The sequence below is a fragment of the Pseudoalteromonas sp. Scap06 genome, assembly GCF_013394165.1.
Taxonomy (GTDB): Bacteria; Pseudomonadota; Gammaproteobacteria; order Enterobacterales; family Alteromonadaceae; genus Pseudoalteromonas.
In genome coordinates this window covers 2,271,758-2,289,142 of record NZ_CP041330.1, presented here as the reverse complement: position 1 = coordinate 2,289,142, position 17,385 = coordinate 2,271,758, and the positions used below count along the sequence as shown (strand labels likewise).

Genomic DNA, 17,385 nt, shown 5'->3' with positions numbered 1-17,385 from the left:
TTTAAGGCAAACACAATTTTATTTTAACACACACACGTATCGTCACATACACTTGGGTGCATTTCAGTTTCATTTAACTGCGGTGTTGGTGCTATGGGATATGTGGAGGCCTAACCCTAAACAACTTAGAGGATTTACAAAATGGCAAACGTTTCAATGCGCGATATGCTTCAAGCTGGTGTTCACTTTGGTCACCAAGCACGTTACTGGAACCCTAAGATGAAGCCTTTCATCTTCGGCGCACGTAACCGTGTACATATCATCAACCTTGAGCAAACTGTACCAATGTTCAACACTGCACTTAAGTTTTTATCTGGTGCTGCTGCAAACAAAGGTAAAGTTCTTTTCGTTGGTACTAAGCGCGCAGCAAGCGAAGCAGTAAAAGAAGCTGCTTTACAAAGCGATCAATTCTTCGTTAACCACCGTTGGTTAGGCGGCATGTTGACTAACTGGAAAACAGTTCGTCAATCAATCAAGCGTCTTAAAGACCTTGAAGCTCAAAGCCAAGACGGTACTTTCGAGAAGTTAACTAAGAAAGAAGCGTTAATGCTTACTCGTGAAATGGACAAGCTTGAAAAGAGCCTTGGTGGTATTAAAAACATGGGTGGCCTTCCAGACGCTATCTTTGTAATCGATGCTGACCACGAGCACATTGCTATCCGTGAAGCTAACAACCTAGGTATCCCAGTTGTTGCAATCGTTGATACTAACTCTAACCCAGACGGTGTTGATTACATCGTACCTGGTAACGATGATGCTATCCGTGCAATCAACCTTTACACTAGTGCTGTTGCAGCTGCGATCACTGAAGGCCGTGAGAGTAACATCGTTGCTCAAGCTGAAAAAGATGACTTCGTAGAAGCTGAGTAATTAGCTGTCATCAAGTCTTCATCTTTTAAAGGTGAAGACTTGCTATTCTTGTGGAGCGGGTAACCCGCTTATCTAAACCTGATTTCAGATTTGAGGATTTACTAATGGCTGTAACTACTGCCCTAGTTAAAGAATTACGCGAGCGTACTGGCGCTGGCATGATGGATTGTAAAAAAGCGTTAACTGAGACTGATGGTGACATCGAGTTAGCGATTGAGAACATGCGTAAGAGCGGTGCTGCAAAGGCTGCTAAAAAAGCAGGTAACATTGCTGCTGAAGGTACTATCATCATCAAGCAAAACGCGGGTGTTGCAGTACTTGTAGAAGTTAACTGTCAAACTGACTTCGTTGCTAAAGATGCAAGCTTCCTAGCATTTGCTAACAAAGTTGCAGATGCTGCTATCGCTGACACTACATCTATCGAAGACTTACAAGCTAAGTTCGAAGAAGACCGTGTTGAGCTAGTAACTAAAATTGGTGAAAACATCAATGTACGTCGTCTTCAGTACATCACTGGCGAGCAACTAGTTGAGTACCGTCATGGCGAGCGTATTGGTGTTGTTGTTGCGGGTGTTGCTGATGAAGAAACACTTAAGCATGTTGCAATGCACGTTGCTGCTTCAAACCCAGATTACCTAACTCCAGATGACGTACCTGCTGATGTTGTTGAAAAAGAAAAGCAAGTACAAATCGACATCGCGATGAACGAAGGCAAGCCTGCTGAAATCGCTGAGAAAATGGTTGTTGGTCGTATGAAGAAGTTTACTGGTGAGGTTTCTCTTACTGGTCAAGCTTTCATCATGGAACCGAAAAAATCTGTTGGCGAAATTCTTAAAGAGAAAAACGCAACAGTTACTGGCTTTGTACGTATGGAAGTTGGTGCAGGTATCGAGAAGAAAGAAGAAGATTTTGCTGCTGAAGTTGCTGCTCAAATTGCAGCTGCTAAAGGTCAGTAAGACATACTATTTGTGATACAAAAGGAAAATACATGCAATTAAAGTACTATTTGCTTTTGCGTCACGCTTAGAAATTCTTTAAAATAACCGCGCTTTTATGTTTAACATAAGCGCGGTTATTTTTTATCCATAATTCAATAAAAGTTGGCCCCAAAACTATGACTATCAATCGCAAACCTATTTTTAGACGTGTTCTTCTCAAATTAAGTGGTGAAGCTTTAATGGGAGACGAAGGCTTCGGCATCGACCCAAAAGTTTTAGATCGTATGGCACAAGAAATTAAAGAGCTTGTAGAACTCGACGTAGAAGTGGGTTTGGTTATTGGTGGCGGTAACTTTTTACGCGGTGGCTCATTAGCCGAAGCGGGCATGAATCGTGTTGTTGGTGACCACATGGGGATGCTTGCAACCGTAATGAACGGCCTAGCTATGCGTGATGCGCTACACCGTGCGTTTGTAAATTGTCGCTTAATGTCAGCTATCCCATTAAATGGCGTATGTGATGCGTATAACTGGGCTGAAGCAATTAGCTTGTTAAAAACAGGTCGCGTTGTTATTTTTGCCGCTGGTACAGGTAACCCGTTCTTCACTACTGACTCTGCGGCGTGTTTACGCGGCATCGAGATTGAAGCTGATACGGTAATTAAAGCGACTAAAGTAGATGGTGTATTTAGTGATGATCCGGTGAAAAACCCTGAAGCGACACTTTACCGTCACTTAAGCTACAATGAAATTATTGATAAAGAATTAAAAGTAATGGATTTAGCGGCATTCACTCTTGCTCGCGACCATAATATGCCATTGAGCGTATTTAATATGAATAAATCAGGCGCATTAAAGCGCGTAATAATGGGTGAAGAAGAAGGAACCCTTATTTCTTCACAAGCCTCAGATGAAGTTAGTAACTAGATTAGGATTAAACCGTGATTAACGATATTCAAAAAGATGCGCAAGAGCGCATGCAAAAAAGTGTAGCAGCACTTGGTAGTCAATTATCTAAAATTCGTACTGGCCGTGCTCATCCTGCAATTTTAGACGGCATCATGGTGTCGTACTACGGCGCACCAACGCCTCTAAACCAAGTTGCAAATGTAACTATTGAAGATTCACGTACACTGGCTATTGGTGTATTTGATAAATCTTTAGCTCAGGCAGTTGAGAAAGCGATTATGGCTTCTGACCTTGGTTTAAACCCAATGTCTGCAGGCACGGTTATTCGTGTACCACTTCCTCCATTAACTGAAGAGCGTCGTAAAGATTTAATTAAAATCGTGCGTGGCGAAGTAGAAGGCGGACGTGTTGCTATTCGTAATATTCGCCGTGATGCAAATGGCGATATTAAAAACTTATTAAAAGATAAAGACATCTCTGAAGACGAAGCACGTCAAGGTGAAGATGCAATTCAAAAAATCACTGATAAGTTCATTAAAGAAATGGATACACAACTAACAGCAAAAGAAGCTGAGTTGATGGAAATTTAATAACTGTTCTAAACCCAAATAAACAGCTTTAGTTAGATATTTAAGTCGCTGCTTATCAGTCTTCGCACTTTATTTTAATAGTGTGATTTTAAAAGGTAACAGATTGTGACTGCTCTTTAGTGACGACTCAGTTGTCAGTAAATACAAGGTTGTTAGCTGTATAATTATTTGCTTAAAGTAGATTTATTATCACGGGTACAGGTTAAATTTATTAGTTTTGAAACGCCGTCTGGGGTATACTAGGCGGCGTTTTTTTATGGAATACACAAAATTTATGGTTCTAGACGCTGATACAATTTCACAGCAATGTTTGCCTAAACATGTTGCTATCATCATGGATGGGAACGGGCGTTGGGCACAAGCTAGAAATAGGCCTCGTGTATATGGGCATAAAAAGGGCGTGGATGCAGTTCGTCAATCTGTGCAGTTTTGTACTAAATTAGGGATACAATCGTTGACCTTATTTGCTTTTAGTAGTGAAAACTGGCGCCGCCCTGAAGACGAAGTAAATACATTAATGGAGCTTTTTTTATTTGTACTAAGTAAAGAAGTTAAAAAGCTGCATAAAAATAACGTAAAACTAACCATCATTGGAGATTTATCTCGATTCTCTGAAAGCTTGCGCGCGAAAGTACATACTGCACAAGAACTAACAGCGAATAATACCGGCCTGCACTTAAATGTAGCGGCAAATTACGGTGGTCGCTGGGATATGACCCATGCTGCTAAGCTGGTTGCTTTACAAGTAGCAAATGGGGAAATTGATCCCGCAGACATTACAGAAGAACATATTGCACAGCATATGAGTATGGCAGATCAGGCACAGCCTGATTTACTGATCCGTACTGGTGGCGATGTCAGAATTAGTAATTTTTTACTTTGGCAGGCAGCCTACGCTGAACTTTATTTTACCAATACACTTTGGCCTGACTTTAACGAAGCTGCTTTTGCAGAGGCCATTGCATGTTACGTTGCCAGAGAGCGACGTTTTGGTTGCACGGGCGAACAAATAAAACAATTACTCGCTCAAACCTAAAATAGATTAAGGGTCATCATTTTGTTAAAACAACGTATTTTAACCTCACTAGTGCTAGCGCCATTAGCACTGGCTTTGGTTTTTTACACCCCACTAACGTTATTTAGTTATTTTGCGGGTGCTATTGTATTAATGGGCGCATGGGAATGGTCTGCTTTTATGGGGCTATGCGATAAACTAAAGCGCGGTGCGTTTGTATTGTTAGTTGCGGTTTTACTAGGCTTACTTAATTTACATTGGCCGATAGAAACCCTATGGCAGAACGGCAAGCTTGTAGGTGATGCCAATTACTTATTTACCTTATCGTTTTCGTGGTGGCTGGTTGCAAGTTATTTAGTGTGGCGTTACCCCGCTATGGCTAAAGGCTGGAACGAAGGACTTGTAATGCGCGGTATTGCCGGTTTACTGACATTGATACCACTGTGGCTTGCGCTTAATACGCTTCGCAGTGCGCAATATACAGAATCAACACACTATGGTTCTATGCTGATTTTAGTGGTACTGGGTATTGTATGGAGTGCCGATATTGGCGCTTACTTTACCGGTAAAAGTTTCGGTAAACATAAGCTAATGCCTAAAGTTAGTCCAAATAAAACCATAGAAGGCCTCGCTGGTGGCGTGGTTGCTGCGGTGTTATTTGTATTGGCTTTTTGTTTTTACACCAATGTTGATACTTCTGTATGGCCTATTTATGCAGTAATGACAGCATTTATTGCTTTGTTCTCTGCGGTAGGTGATTTACTAGAGAGTATGTTTAAGCGCGAAGCGGGTCTTAAAGATAGCGGCAGTTGCCTACCTGGACACGGCGGTATTTTAGACCGTATTGATAGCTTAACTGCAGCAGCGCCGATGTTTGTTATTTGCTTTGCCTGGACACTTAGTTTATGAGTGCAGTGCAACAACTGGTTATTTTGGGTGCGACGGGGTCGATAGGTCTTAGCACGTTAGATGTTGTTGCAAGAAATCAACAGCAGTTCAAGGTGTTCGCATTAGCCGCTGGGCAAAATGCAAAAAAAATGGCTGAGTTGTGTCTTGCTCATCAACCTCGTTATGCTGTTATGGCTTCAGAGCAAGCCGCTAAGCAGCTTTGTGAACTTTTAAAAGGCATAAGTAAAACACAAGTAATGCATGGCGAGAAAGCTATGAGTGAGCTTTGTGCGCATGTTGATGTTGATACTGTGATGTCAGCAATTGTTGGTGCGGCTGGATTACTACCCACTTTGAGCGCAGTCGAAGCGGGTAAAAAAGTGTTGCTGGCAAACAAAGAGTCATTGGTGATGTCGGGTCAGTTGTTTATTGATAAAGTGAAACAACACCAAGCAACTTTATTACCCATCGACAGCGAACACAATGCCATTTTTCAGTGTTTACCTAGTGCGTTACAAAACACCCAAGGACAAGCACGGCTTGAGCAGCATGGTGTTAGTAAAATTTTATTAACTGGTTCTGGAGGGCCGTTTTTAAACCGTGACATTAATACGCTTGCTAGTGTTAGCGTCAGTGAAGCGGTTGCTCACCCTAATTGGTCAATGGGACAAAAAATATCGGTAGATTCAGCCACGATGATGAACAAAGGTTTAGAGTTTATTGAGGCTAAATGGTTATTTAACTGTGATGCCAGCGATATTGATGTGGTGATCCACCCACAAAGTATTATCCACTCTATGGTGCAATACCAAGATGGCTCTATTTTAGCGCAAATGGGAAATCCCGATATGCGCACCCCAATAGCGCATGCGCTTGCTTTTCCACAGCGAATTGATGCGGGAGTTAAACCGCTAAACTTTTCTGATATTTGTGATTTTTCGTTCACCAAACCTGATTTCTCGCGTTACCCTAATTTAAAATTGGCAATTGCTGCGTGTGATGCGGGACAGGGGGCAACAACTACGGTGAATGCTGCCAATGAAATAGCTGTAAATGCATTTTTACAAGGTCAAATTAGTTTTACTGATATTTATAAAGTGAATGCGCAAACGTTAGAGACTGCAAAGTTTACTAATGTGCAAACTCTAGATGAAGTTTTAGAGTGTGATCGTTTAGCACGCATAAGCGCAACGCAGTTTATAACAAAAGTGGTGCATTAAGATGTTCGATTTTTTTTGGAATTTAGGCTCGTTTATACTTGCGCTCGGTATTTTAGTGACCGTTCACGAATATGGTCATTTTTGGGTAGCACGCAAGGCTGGCGTTAAGGTACTGCGCTTTTCAATTGGTTTTGGTAAACCCCTATTAAAATGGCACGATAAATACAATACTGAGTTTGTGATTGCGGCAATACCACTAGGTGGTTACGTAAAAATGTTAGACGAGCGTGTTGATGAAGTACCTGCCAATCAACGTCATTTATCGTTTAATGCTAAATCTGTTCAAGCGCGAATAGCTATTGTAGCAGCAGGGCCCATGGCGAACTTTTTATTCGCTATTTTTTCTTTAGCGGTCATGTATATGGTGGGTGTGCAAACCATAAAACCGGTTGTAGGCAATGTTGTTGAAGGCAGCAGAGCAGAACAAGCGGGCATTTTGCCTACTCAGCAAATAATTAAAATTGGTGATGACGATATTAGCAATTGGCAAGATGCGACTTTCTCTTTGATGTCGCACTTGGGTGATAAAAGCGTTGCTGTTACTTTACGTAACGAAAATTATCAACAAACAACGCAGACTCTTAACCTCGATGGCTGGAAGCTTGATCAGCAAGACGTACCGCCATTAAGTTCGTTGGGGATTGTGCCGTTTCGCCCTCAAGCAACACTCACCATCGCTGCAATTACCAAAGACTCTGCTGCTGAACAGGCAAATTTACAGGTTAATGACGTTATTTTGGCTGTAAACGGTGAAACAATGAGCAGTTGGCAGCAATTAGTTAATCTTATTACTCAATCGGCTAACAAATCCTTACAATTTAGTGTAAAAAGACAAGATAGTATAAAAACCATATTAGTTACCCCAAAGAGCCGAGTTGTTAGTAATGGTGTTGAACAAGGCTTTTTAGGTGTTGCTCCAGTTGTAGAGCAGTGGCCTGATGATTTTGTTGAGACTAGACATTATGGGCCACTAGATAGTATTGTGCTGGGCACAAAAGAGACATGGCGTTTAATTACGCTGAGTTTTGACATGATAGGTAACTTAATTACTGGTCAAGTGTCAGTGAAAAATTTAAGTGGGCCTGTCGGCATTGCAGTCGGCGCAGGCACAAGTGTTAGTTACGGATTAGTCGCATTTTTAAGCTTTTTAGCTTTGATCAGCGTTAATTTGGGAGTATTTAATTTACTTCCTCTGCCGGTGCTTGATGGTGGGCACTTAATGTATTACATAATTGAACTTTTTCGTAAAAAGCCGGTCTCTGAAAAGACACAAGAGTTTGGTTTTAAAGTGGGAGCCTTGCTACTCATTTTTCTAACATGTTTCGCTTTGTTCAATGATGTATCGCGCTTGTAGTTGTTTAAGCGTGGTAACGACAAATTAGAACACGATTGTAAAGCTCGTAACTATTTAGTTTTCGATGCTAAGCGGTAATACAGTTGTAAAGGATAAAGATAATAAAATGGCTATAAAAAAACATTTGGTAGTTTCAAGTTTATTGGGTGCAAGTTTTGCAGCCCTAGGCCAAAACTCCTTTATTGTTGAAGATTTAAAAGTTGAAGGGTTGCAACGTGTTGCACTTGGTGCCGCATTAACGCATATTCCTATTAACGTGGGCGACAATGTTGATGAATACACAATTTCAAAAACAATTAAGTCACTTTATCGCTCTGGTCACTTTGACAATATAAAAGCGTTGCGTGATGGCAATAACGTAATTTTTAAAGTAACTGAACGTCCAACAATTAGCTTTATTGAATTTGAAGGCAATAAAGACATTAAAGATGAGCAGTTAAACCAGTCGCTTGATCAACAAGATATTCGTCAAGGCGAGCCGCTGGACAAAACGGTTATCGATAATATTGAAAAAGGTTTAGTTGAGTTTTTCCACAGTATTGGTAAATACAATGCAAAAGTGGACATTAGCATCACTAAGCTGCCACGTAATCGGGTTAAACTGAGACTCGAGTTTGATGAGGGCGATGCTGCCTCTATTCGTCAAATCAACTTAGTTGGTAATGAACTTTTTTCAAACGAAGAGTTATTACAGCTTGCTGAGTCGCAACAAGATTTGCCTTGGTGGCAGTTTATGGGTAGCGATCGCTATCAAAAACAAACCATCGAAGGCGATTTAGAAAAAATTCGTAGCTTTTATTTAGACCGTGGCTATTTACGCTTCAATATTGATTCGACTCAAGTGTCAGTCAGTCCTGAGCGTGAATCGGTTTATGTAACGGCAAATATTACCGAAGGCGTAAAGTACAAGGTAAAAGGCTTTGATTTTATCGGTGATTTACTCGGCCGAGAAGAACTAATCAAAAGTGTTATCCCGCTTCGCACCGGAGAGCTTTATAACGGCTCAGTGGTAACTTCTTCAGAAGAGTTTATAAAAAGTTACTTAGCTCGTTTTGGATATGCTAACGCTGAAGTACGCACCATTCCAGAAATTGATGATGAAAACCAAGAGGTACAACTGACTTTATCGGTTGACCCTGGTAAACGTGTTTATGTACGTCGAATCATTGTAGGTGGTAACCAAAATACAGCTGATGAAGTACTGCGGCGTGAAATGACACAGCTTGAAGGGGCATGGTTATCTAACCAAAACTTAGAGCGTTCTAAATTGCAAATTCAACGCTTACCTTATATGGAATCGGTTGACTTTAATGTAGTGCCTGTTCCGGGTGTTGATGATCAAGTTGACGTTGACTTTACTGTTAAAGAGCAATCTGCAGGTAGTTTTAACGCCGGTCTTGCTTATGGTTCATACTTAGGTCTGCAATTTAATATTGGTGTAACCGAATCTAACTTTTTAGGTACGGGTAATCAAATTGGTTTTAACATTAATACCTCGCGTGGTTCTGAACGCGTTAGTGTGTCATACACAGACCCTTACTTTACGCCAGATGGTGTATCGCAAGGTAGCAGTATTTTTTATAGTAATTACGACGCTAGCCAGTTTAGCTTGATTGACTATAAGTCAAAGAGTTATGGTCTTGGAACTAACATTGGTTTTCCAATTGATGCTATAAACCGTATTAACTTTGGAGCTCGTTGGATAGAAGAAGAGCTATCTGATATTGCAGAATATGAGCAAACACGTGTACTACGTGAAACTTTCCTAGACCCAGAGAACCCAGATGCGGGCTTTGAGTTTACCAAGTATGAGTTAAGTGTGGGTTGGTCGCGTGTAACGGTTAACCGTGGTTTATTCCCAACAGCAGGCTCAAGACAAACATTAAACCTAACAGCAACAACGCCGAATTCAGATTTAAAATACTTTAAATTAAATTACGATTCACGTTTCTACTGGCCGATTTCAAACGACCATCGTTGGGTGTTCTCAACGCGTGCGGCATTAGGTTACGGTAATGGTTATGGCTCTACTAATGGGTATGAGCAGACGCTTCCATTCCAAGAGTATTTCCGTATTACAGAAATGGAACTACGTGGCTTTGATAGAAATACTATCTTACCGCGTGCAGTATCACGAGTACCACAATCTATACCAGGCACGCCATCAGGTGATGGTACAACCACAGGTAATATTGGTGGAGCATCGGAGTTTGATGTATTGAGAACTCAAGGCCGTATAGGTGGTAACGCGAAGGCGGTTGCAGGTATGGAACTTATTGTTCCTACACCGTTCTTAGATGAAGAAAATACCAGTTCGGTACGTACTAGTTTCTTTGTTGATGCTGCCAACGTTTGGGATACCGAGTTTAACGTTGATCGTTATCAAAACTTAGGTATTGATGAGCGTGCAAAATTAGATGATTATTCAGACCCAATGCGCTTTAGGGTTGCAACCGGTTTATCATTACAATGGATCTCACCTATGGGTCCTATGCTGATCAGCTTTGCGTATCCGTTGCAAAAAGAAGAAGATGACGATACCAAGACCATCAGTTTTAATATTAGTAACACTTTCTAAAGGAGTTTTTTGTGAAAAAATTATTCAAATCAACAGCAGTTGCAGTTCTAGCTACACTTATGATGGGTACATCAGTTAATGCTTTTGCTCATAAAGTGGGTATTGTAGATATGCAAGAAATCTACAAGCAGCTTCCACAAATGGCTAAAATCGAACAGTCTTTACAAACTGAATTTGCTGAGCGTCGTCAAGAGCTTGAAAAGTTACAGGGCGATATTCGCTTTGAAGCTGAAAAGTTTAAGCGTGAAAGCACCACAATGAGTCAAGATCAAAAAGACGCATTACGTGATAAAATCCAGGGTATGCAAAAAAACCTTGCTGAAAAGGGCCGTCCATTAGAGCAAGAAATTAAAGCACGTCAAAATCAAGAGTTGGCTAAAGTTCAGACTTTAATCATTGAAACTATCCAAGAGATTGCTAAAAAAGGTGATTTTGACGAAGTTAAAGTAAAAGACACAACTATTTACTTCAACCCTAAAGAAGTAACTGATCTTTCTGAAAAAGTAGTAACAGCTGTAAGTAAGAAATAATTAATCTATGCAAAATTATACGCTTTCGCAAATTGCGGAACTTCTAGGTGCCGAGCTTCAAGGTGATGGCGCTTTAGAAATTAAAAAAATAGCGACACTTGCAAATGCCCATACTGGGCATATTGCATTTTTAGCGAACAAGAAATATCGATCTCAGCTTGAGACAACAAAGGCCAGCGCAGTAATACTTAGCCCTGACGATGCGCCTTACTTTTCAGGCAATAAAATCATCGTTGCCAATCCTTATGTTTGTTATGCCAAACTCGCTCAGTTTATGGATACTACACCACGTAGTGCAAATAGCGGTATACACCCGAGTGCGGTAATACATGCCAGTGCACAAGTGAGCAAAAGTGCAGCCATTGGTGCTAATGTTGTAATTGAAGCTGATGCTGTAATTGGTGATAACGCACAAATTGGTCCGAACAGTTTTATTGGTGAACGTGCTAAAATAGGCTCAGGCACCAAACTTTGGCCAAGTGTGAGCATTTATCATGATGTTGAGATTGGCGCAGATTGTTTATTGCAAGCTAATACGGTCATTGGTAGTGATGGCTTTGGCTATGCAAATGAACGTGGTCAGTGGCTTAAAATTCCACAATTAGGCTCTGTGATCATTGGCGATAAAGTAGAAATTGGCGCAAGTACCACGATAGATCGTGGTGCGCTTGATGATACTATTATCCACAGTAACGTTATTATTGATAACCAGTGTCAAATAGCACACAACGTTGAAGTTAACTCAGGCACTGCTATTGCCGGTTGTACTGTACTTGCAGGCAGTGTCACCATAGGTAAAAATTGCCAGATTGGCGGCATGAGCGCAATTAACGGTCACATGTCTGTGTGTGATGGTGTTATAATTACTGGCATGAGTATGGTGACCAAATCAATCAACGAACCAGGTATCTACTCATCTGGTATGCCTCATACGACTAACAAAGAATGGCGAAAATCAATTGCTCATTTGCGCAACCTTTCAGACATGAAATCACGTCTAAAAGCGCTTGAAGCATTGAACAAGTCATGAACGTTGAACACTAATAAGGATGCTATTTTGGCAAACGAATTAAATAGCCTTGATATTCAAGAAATTTTAAGTTTATTACCGCACCGTTACCCGATGCTACTAATTGATCGTGTAATCGATTTCACCCCAGGTGAATCGTTGCATGCAATTAAAAATGTATCGATTAATGAACCTATTTTCACTGGCCATTTCCCAAATCAGCCGATTTTTCCTGGTGTGCTAATATTAGAGTCAATGGCGCAAGCAACGGGTCTATTAGGGTTTAAAACGGTTGAAAATCGCAGCGAAAACGAACTTTACCTATTTGCAGCCGTAGACAATGCCCGTTTTAAGCAGCCGGTTGTACCAGGTGATACCATGCATCTTCATGTTAAGTTTTTAAAAGAGCGTCGTAACATATGGAAATTTGCGGCTGAAGCTAAAGTTGACGGCAAAACAGTGTGTAGCGCCGAAATCATGTGTGCTAGAAGAGAGTTTTAATTGTGATCCATGCTACGGCAATAATCGAACCGGGTGCAAAACTTGGTAACAATGTGTCAGTTGGACCATACAGTTACATCGGTAATGATGTTGTTATTGGTGATGACTGTATAATTGAGTCTCACGTTGTTGTTAAAGGGCCTGCTACCATTGGCTCTGGTAACCATATTTTTCAGTTTGCTTCTGTAGGCGAAGCCTGCCAAGACAAAAAATATAACAACGAGCCAACCAGCTTAATTATTGGCGACAATAATGTTATTCGCGAGTGTGCGACTATTCACCGCGGCACAATCCAAGATGAGGGCGTCACTAAAATAGGCAGCAATAATCTATTTATGGCTTACACTCATGTTGCGCATGATGCTGTTGTTGGTGATAACGTTATTTTTGCAAATAATGCCAGTGTAGCGGGTCACGTTCATGTTGGTGATTGGGTGATTTTAGCGGGCAACTCCGGTGTGCATCAATTTTGTAAAATTGGTGCGCATGCATTTGTTGGTATGTATTCGGGGGTAAATAAAGACGTGCCTCCATTCGTTACTACCATAGGTATGCCAGCAGGCCCTGCGGCAATCAATACTGAAGGCATGAAACGCCGTGGTTTTGAAAGTGATGAAATCATGGCAGTACGCCGCGCTTATAAAGCGTTTTACCGCAAGAGCTTAGGTGTTGATGAAGCGATTGAATTACTTGCTGAAGATGCTGCAAAGTTTCCAGCAGTGCAACTGATGATTGATTTCGTTAAAAGTTCTGAACGCGGTATTGTGCGTTAACAAATAGTACTTTTAACAGATTTAAAAAACCACCGTTGAGTAATCAAGGTGGTTTTTTATTAGCTGATTAATAATTCAGTCTCTACTCAGCCTTGTCCTATTACACTTCCTACACATTTCCCTATAAAGTATAAAGAATGAAACTGATAAAGTTAGTATTGCTTTCAATGCTATTGGTTATTTTAAATGCATGTAGTGCTTTGCCAAGTAATATAAATAATCAACAACGTGATGTTGCAGAGCAAGGTAAAGCATCATTTTATGCTGATAAGTACCACGGCCGAACTACTGCCAGTGGCGAGCGATTTAGCCAACAAGCAGCAACAGCTGCTCACTTAAAACTCCCGTTTGGTACACGGGTAAAAGTTACTAATAGTGCTAATAATAAGTCAGTAGTGGTGAGAATTAATGACAGGGGTCCTTATATTCAGGGGCGAATTATAGATCTATCAAAAGCTATGTTTGAAAAAATAGCCGACTCTAGCGCCGGCGTTATTGATGTATCGGTCACCGTTATTGAGAATAAGTAATACTGCTAAGGGCTAAAAGCGGGTTGTTAACGCCACATAGTCAGGGTGTTCATTGAGCAATTGTTGATGTGAACCTTGAGCGATGATTTGTCCACTATCTAACCAGATAACACTATCCATTTGCGATAACAATGCTGGATCATGAGTAATTGTTAATACACTGGCATGCTCTTTTAGCTGTAAAACACTATTCATAACAGCTTGTTTAGAAATATTATCGAGCCCTTCAGTCGGTTCATCGAGTACTAAAATGGCGGGTTTTTGTAGCAGGGCCTGTGCCAAGGCTATACGTCTTGATTGACCTTGAGACACATTTCGCCCGCCGGTACCTAAACGGGTTTTCAGCCCTTGTTTGAGCTCAGAGAACCAACCACCAAGTTCTGCCTGTGTTAATGCTGCTATCATTTGTTGAGAGGTTGCATCGGGAGCTGCATAAGCAAGGTTTTCGCTTAATGTGCCATCAAAAATATGATGCTGCTGAGCTAAAATATTTAATGTCTTTGCACGACTCTCATTATTTAAATCATGCAGGCTTATGATTTTTTTGTCGCTTTGTAAGTTTATTGTTCCTTGCTGCAGTGGCCATAAACTACTGAGCAAATTCACTAAGGTAGTTTTACCACTGCCGCTTCTACCAACAATAGCCACTTTTTGCTTCGCGGGGAGCTCAAAACTCACATTATTTAATGCCTGCTTTTGGCCATAGTGATAGCTGACATTATTTAATGATAATGCCCAGTGCTTATTTAATAGCTCAATATCTGTGGTTGATACATTATTTGTGCTAAGCGTTTTGTCTTCAAGAATAAAGAGTCGCTCAGCTGCTTTTAGTACATTAGGAAGCTCAATAAAGGCATTAGGCAGTAACAATACGCTTTCAAAACTGGCAAGCACAAACAGGCTCAACATCGCCAGCTCTACATTGACCATAGCACCGCTAAACACTAGCGGCACAATAGTAATAATGCTGGCAAGCATAGCCAATTGCACTATGAGTAAGCTTAAGCCATCAGCGTTGCCAAGAGTCTTATGACGAATAAATAATTGCTGATTATACTGTACACTTAACTGATCACACTTAGTGAGTTGTTGGTTTCGAGCTTGATAAATATTTAGTTCTCTAAGGCCCGTAAGGGTGTCTGATAGCTCTGCTCTAAGTTGTGCACTAAGTAAGGTTTCTTGGTGACTATTTTTATCTAATTGCTTACTCAATATTGCCGGTATAATCACCCCAATAATAATAATGCCAACAAAACAAATAAGGGCGACATTTACATTGTAGGCTGACATAAACAGCATAATAATAGGCACAGTCAGTAAAGCTACTAACATCGGCAGCAACACATTTAAATAAAACTTATCTAATGCGTCTACATCGTTTTGTAAGCGATTAACTAAATCGGCACTGCGGCTCATAGCTAAATCAAGGTTATTGAGCTTGCTGAGAGTGGCGAACATGTTTACTCGTATTTCACTTAACAATAAAAATGTGGCGTTGTGAGTAACTAAGCGTTCAGCGTAACGTGAGGCGGTGCGCACAATCGCTAAAAAGCGGATGGTGCCAGCTGGGGTAAAGTAGTTCATATGGACGCCGGCAATTCCTGCGGCTGCCATAGAAGCTAAAAACCAGCCTGAAATAGCGAGTAAGCCTACATTTGCTAGCACCGTGAGTGACGCTAGAAACGTCCCTAAAAGCATCGCTTTATAATGAGGGCGGCACAATTTGAGCAAACGAATAAAATTAGCCATTAGTTACCCCTTGTTGTGCTGTTTTTAGCAGCTTTGCAAATTCGCCAGGTTGCTGGCTGAGCGCTTTAAAATCGCCGTGTTGAACGATGCAGCCGTTTTCCATAACGATAAGTTGCTTAGCATTTTTTACTGTATTTAAGCGATGTGCGATGGTGATCACCAAGTGGTTTTTTGCATACTCAGCAATTGCGTTTTGAATGAGTTGCTCGGTTTGACTATCTAAATGAGCGGTTGGCTCATCGAGCATTAGAATAGGGGCGTGTTTTAAAAATGCACGAGCTAATGCTATACGCTGTTTTTGCCCGCCAGATAGTCCTTCACCTTGCTCACCTATTAAGGTGTTAAAGCCATCGGGTAGCTCGTTAATAAATTCCAGCGCACCTGCTTGCTCTGCAGCATGTACAAGTGCTTCATATGAAGCGTCTGGGTTACCTAATTTTATGTTGGCGGCTAGGGTGTCGTAAAATAAGGTTGGCTTTTGTGGGATCCATGCAATGTTTTGTTGTAATTGGCTTATATCCGCTGTCGTCAATGGTTGTTGTCCAATGGATATGTGTTGTATTACTTCTGGGTGAAAACCAAGCATGCAATCAAGTAGGGTGCTCTTACCTGAGCCGCTAGCTCCGACAATGGCTACTAGTCCTGTGCTTGGCAGGGTTAAATTAATATTATTTATTCCCTCATTGCTATTAGGGTAACTAAAGTTGAGCTCATGGATGCTTATAGCTCTACTAGCATTAACATTGATCTTTGCTGTGTGGCTATCATCATTTTCGGGCAGTGGTGCATTTAAAATAATCAACATATCTGCAGCAGCACTAATTCCCTGCAGGCGTGCATGGTAATGGCTGCCTAATTGGCGAAGGGGTAAATAAAATTCAGGTGCTAGTAACAGCACTACAAAGCCAGTAGCAAAATCTAGGGTGCCAAAAAATAATCTAAAGCCAATAATTACCGCTACCAGTGCCACACTAATTGTGGCTAAAAATTCCAGAGCAAAAGAGGATAAAAAAGCAATTTTTAACACGTTCAGCGTTGCGTGTCTAAAGTCATCGGAAATACGCGCGATTTGTTTAAGCTCTTTGCGTGTGGCATTAAATAATTTTAGTTGAGTAAGCCCTTGTACGCGATCAAAAAAGTAGTTACCTAACACTGCCAGTTGTTGCCAACGTTTTTGATTAAGTGCCTCGGCTTTGTGGCCAACTAAAATCATAAAAAATGGAATAAGTGGTGCAGTTAATAAAAATATTAATCCTGCTTTGTAATCGGTCGGAAATATAACCACTAATATTGCAATAGGAATAAGCGCACTGTAGGCAACCCCAGGTAAGTACTTTGCATAGTAGTCATGCAGTGCTTCTACGCCATTGTGCAGCGTGTTAAGTGTTGCACCTTGGCCATGTTGCTCTATATAACTTGGGCCGAGTTGTGTGAGTTTATCGAGTAAGGTTTGGCGAATAGCCGATTTAATTTTAAGGGTAGCAAATGCGCTCAAGCGCTCACTTAACGCTAAGAAAATGGCGCGCAGTAAAATAATACCCGCTAAAGGCCATAAATAGTGGGTTACTTGGGCTAAACTATGCCCTTCAAACATCACCTCATGAATGGTTTGCGCGAGTAAGTAAGCTCCTGCAATCATTAAAATCGCATTAACTGTGCCAAGTGCAATGCTTAGCTTTAACCACATTGCCGCCGGTTTACTCTGCTGTTTTAAAAAAGCGCGCAGGGGTTGTTGCTGCGCGCGATTTGGTCGGGGATTAGTCGTCATTGTGATTTGTATTATGCTCGTTTAATAAATCATGGGTGGCTTGTTCATCATCAGCAATGCTGTTTTTATTTTGATGAAATTCATACCACATCACGTTTATAACGCCTAAGGTACAAGCAAGCAGTACACCTAAAATCCACGCGAAATACCACATAATTTAGTCT

17 protein-coding genes are annotated in these 17,385 nt (G+C 41.0%); 14 read left to right on the top strand and 3 right to left on the bottom strand.

The features are described 5' to 3' along the window. Positions 1-141: 141 nt before the first annotated feature. From rpsB to FLM47_RS10540, 14 genes are all read left to right on the top strand, one after another. Positions 142-870 carry a 30S ribosomal protein S2 gene (gene rpsB / locus FLM47_RS10605; RefSeq protein WP_013465430.1) on the top strand — a complete coding sequence of 243 codons (729 nt, stop codon included), beginning with the start codon at positions 142-144 and terminating at the stop codon, positions 868-870. 104 nt (positions 871-974) lie between these two features. After that, positions 975-1,826 carry a translation elongation factor Ts gene (gene tsf / locus FLM47_RS10600; RefSeq protein ID WP_010388114.1) on the top strand — a complete coding sequence of 284 codons (852 nt, stop codon included), beginning with the start codon at positions 975-977 and terminating at the stop codon, positions 1,824-1,826. Positions 1,827-1,984: 158 nt separating this feature from the next. Continuing rightward, on the top strand, positions 1,985-2,734 hold the full coding sequence (pyrH, locus tag FLM47_RS10595; RefSeq protein WP_138605042.1) for a UMP kinase: 750 nt from the start codon (positions 1,985-1,987) through the stop codon (positions 2,732-2,734). A 50-nt stretch (positions 2,735-2,784) separates the two neighbouring features. Next, on the top strand, positions 2,785-3,306 hold the full coding sequence (frr, locus tag FLM47_RS10590) for a ribosome recycling factor (RefSeq protein WP_218651693.1): 522 nt from the start codon (positions 2,785-2,787) through the stop codon (positions 3,304-3,306). Between the two features lie 256 nt (positions 3,307-3,562). Then, positions 3,563-4,342 (top strand): isoprenyl transferase, encoded by a 780-nt coding sequence (locus tag FLM47_RS10585; RefSeq protein WP_138605040.1) that lies wholly within the window; start codon positions 3,563-3,565, stop codon positions 4,340-4,342. A gap of 21 nt (positions 4,343-4,363) precedes the next feature. Then, positions 4,364-5,230 carry a phosphatidate cytidylyltransferase gene (locus tag FLM47_RS10580; protein ID WP_178956352.1) on the top strand — a complete coding sequence of 289 codons (867 nt, stop codon included), beginning with the start codon at positions 4,364-4,366 and terminating at the stop codon, positions 5,228-5,230. Beyond that, positions 5,227-6,429 carry a 1-deoxy-D-xylulose-5-phosphate reductoisomerase gene (ispC, locus tag FLM47_RS10575; RefSeq protein WP_138605039.1) on the top strand — a complete coding sequence of 401 codons (1,203 nt, stop codon included), beginning with the start codon at positions 5,227-5,229 and terminating at the stop codon, positions 6,427-6,429. The genes FLM47_RS10580 and ispC overlap by 4 nt, the downstream gene beginning before the upstream one ends. A gap of 1 nt (position 6,430) precedes the next feature. Continuing rightward, positions 6,431-7,783 (top strand): sigma E protease regulator RseP, encoded by a 1,353-nt coding sequence (gene rseP / locus FLM47_RS10570; RefSeq protein WP_178956351.1) that lies wholly within the window; start codon positions 6,431-6,433, stop codon positions 7,781-7,783. Between the two features lie 106 nt (positions 7,784-7,889). Beyond that, complete coding sequence (bamA, locus tag FLM47_RS10565; protein ID WP_178956350.1) at positions 7,890-10,361, top strand: outer membrane protein assembly factor BamA; 2,472 nt, start codon at positions 7,890-7,892, stop codon at positions 10,359-10,361. Positions 10,362-10,372: 11 nt separating this feature from the next. Continuing rightward, positions 10,373-10,891 (top strand): OmpH family outer membrane protein, encoded by a 519-nt coding sequence (locus FLM47_RS10560; protein ID WP_010388129.1) that lies wholly within the window; start codon positions 10,373-10,375, stop codon positions 10,889-10,891. A 7-nt stretch (positions 10,892-10,898) separates the two neighbouring features. After that, the gene (lpxD, locus tag FLM47_RS10555) at positions 10,899-11,921 is read left to right on the top strand and encodes a UDP-3-O-(3-hydroxymyristoyl)glucosamine N-acyltransferase (RefSeq protein ID WP_178956349.1); all 1,023 of its coding nucleotides are present in this window, start codon (positions 10,899-10,901) and stop codon (positions 11,919-11,921) included. Positions 11,922-11,948: 27 nt separating this feature from the next. Continuing rightward, entirely contained in the window at positions 11,949-12,401 is a 453-nt protein-coding gene (gene fabZ, locus FLM47_RS10550) for a 3-hydroxyacyl-ACP dehydratase FabZ (protein ID WP_008110974.1), read from the top strand. 2 nt (positions 12,402-12,403) lie between these two features. After that, entirely contained in the window at positions 12,404-13,174 is a 771-nt protein-coding gene (lpxA, locus tag FLM47_RS10545) for an acyl-ACP--UDP-N-acetylglucosamine O-acyltransferase (RefSeq protein ID WP_178956348.1), read from the top strand. A gap of 137 nt (positions 13,175-13,311) precedes the next feature. Beyond that, positions 13,312-13,704, top strand: coding sequence for a septal ring lytic transglycosylase RlpA family protein (locus FLM47_RS10540; protein WP_178956347.1), 393 nt, complete (start codon positions 13,312-13,314; stop codon positions 13,702-13,704). Positions 13,705-13,716: 12 nt separating this feature from the next. Here FLM47_RS10540 and cydC read toward each other — a convergent pair whose 3' ends face one another. Genes cydC through cydX form a run of 3 tightly spaced genes read right to left on the bottom strand, consistent with a single transcriptional unit; the run spans position 13,717 to position 17,375 of the window. Continuing rightward, on the bottom strand, positions 13,717-15,453 hold the full coding sequence (gene cydC, locus FLM47_RS10535; RefSeq protein ID WP_178956346.1) for a thiol reductant ABC exporter subunit CydC: 1,737 nt from the start codon (positions 15,451-15,453) through the stop codon (positions 13,717-13,719). Continuing rightward, on the bottom strand, positions 15,446-17,221 hold the full coding sequence (gene cydD / locus FLM47_RS10530; protein WP_178956345.1) for a thiol reductant ABC exporter subunit CydD: 1,776 nt from the start codon (positions 17,219-17,221) through the stop codon (positions 15,446-15,448). The genes cydC and cydD overlap by 8 nt, the downstream gene beginning before the upstream one ends. Next, a complete protein-coding gene (cydX, locus tag FLM47_RS10525) occupies positions 17,211-17,375 on the bottom strand; it encodes a cytochrome bd-I oxidase subunit CydX (RefSeq protein WP_008110965.1) in 165 nt (54 codons plus the stop codon). The genes cydD and cydX overlap by 11 nt, the downstream gene beginning before the upstream one ends. Positions 17,376-17,385 lie beyond the last annotated feature (10 nt).

Coding starts and splice junctions, on each gene's coding strand:
- bamA (WP_178956350.1), top strand. CDS start 7,890: ATGGCTATAAAAAAACATTTGGTAGTTTCAAGTTTATTGGGTGCAAGT.
- rpsB (WP_013465430.1), top strand. CDS start 142: ATGGCAAACGTTTCAATGCGCGATATGCTTCAAGCTGGTGTTCACTTT.
- cydX (WP_008110965.1), bottom strand. CDS start 17,375: ATGTGGTATTTCGCGTGGATTTTAGGTGTACTGCTTGCTTGTACCTTA.
- frr (WP_218651693.1), top strand. CDS start 2,785: ATGCAAAAAAGTGTAGCAGCACTTGGTAGTCAATTATCTAAAATTCGT.
- rseP (WP_178956351.1), top strand. CDS start 6,431: ATGTTCGATTTTTTTTGGAATTTAGGCTCGTTTATACTTGCGCTCGGT.
- FLM47_RS10585 (WP_138605040.1), top strand. CDS start 3,563: ATGGAATACACAAAATTTATGGTTCTAGACGCTGATACAATTTCACAG.
- cydC (WP_178956346.1), bottom strand. CDS start 15,453: ATGGCTAATTTTATTCGTTTGCTCAAATTGTGCCGCCCTCATTATAAA.
- lpxD (WP_178956349.1), top strand. CDS start 10,899: ATGCAAAATTATACGCTTTCGCAAATTGCGGAACTTCTAGGTGCCGAG.
- ispC (WP_138605039.1), top strand. CDS start 5,227: ATGAGTGCAGTGCAACAACTGGTTATTTTGGGTGCGACGGGGTCGATA.
- pyrH (WP_138605042.1), top strand. CDS start 1,985: ATGACTATCAATCGCAAACCTATTTTTAGACGTGTTCTTCTCAAATTA.
- cydD (WP_178956345.1), bottom strand. CDS start 17,221: ATGACGACTAATCCCCGACCAAATCGCGCGCAGCAACAACCCCTGCGC.
- FLM47_RS10540 (WP_178956347.1), top strand. CDS start 13,312: ATGAAACTGATAAAGTTAGTATTGCTTTCAATGCTATTGGTTATTTTA.
- tsf (WP_010388114.1), top strand. CDS start 975: ATGGCTGTAACTACTGCCCTAGTTAAAGAATTACGCGAGCGTACTGGC.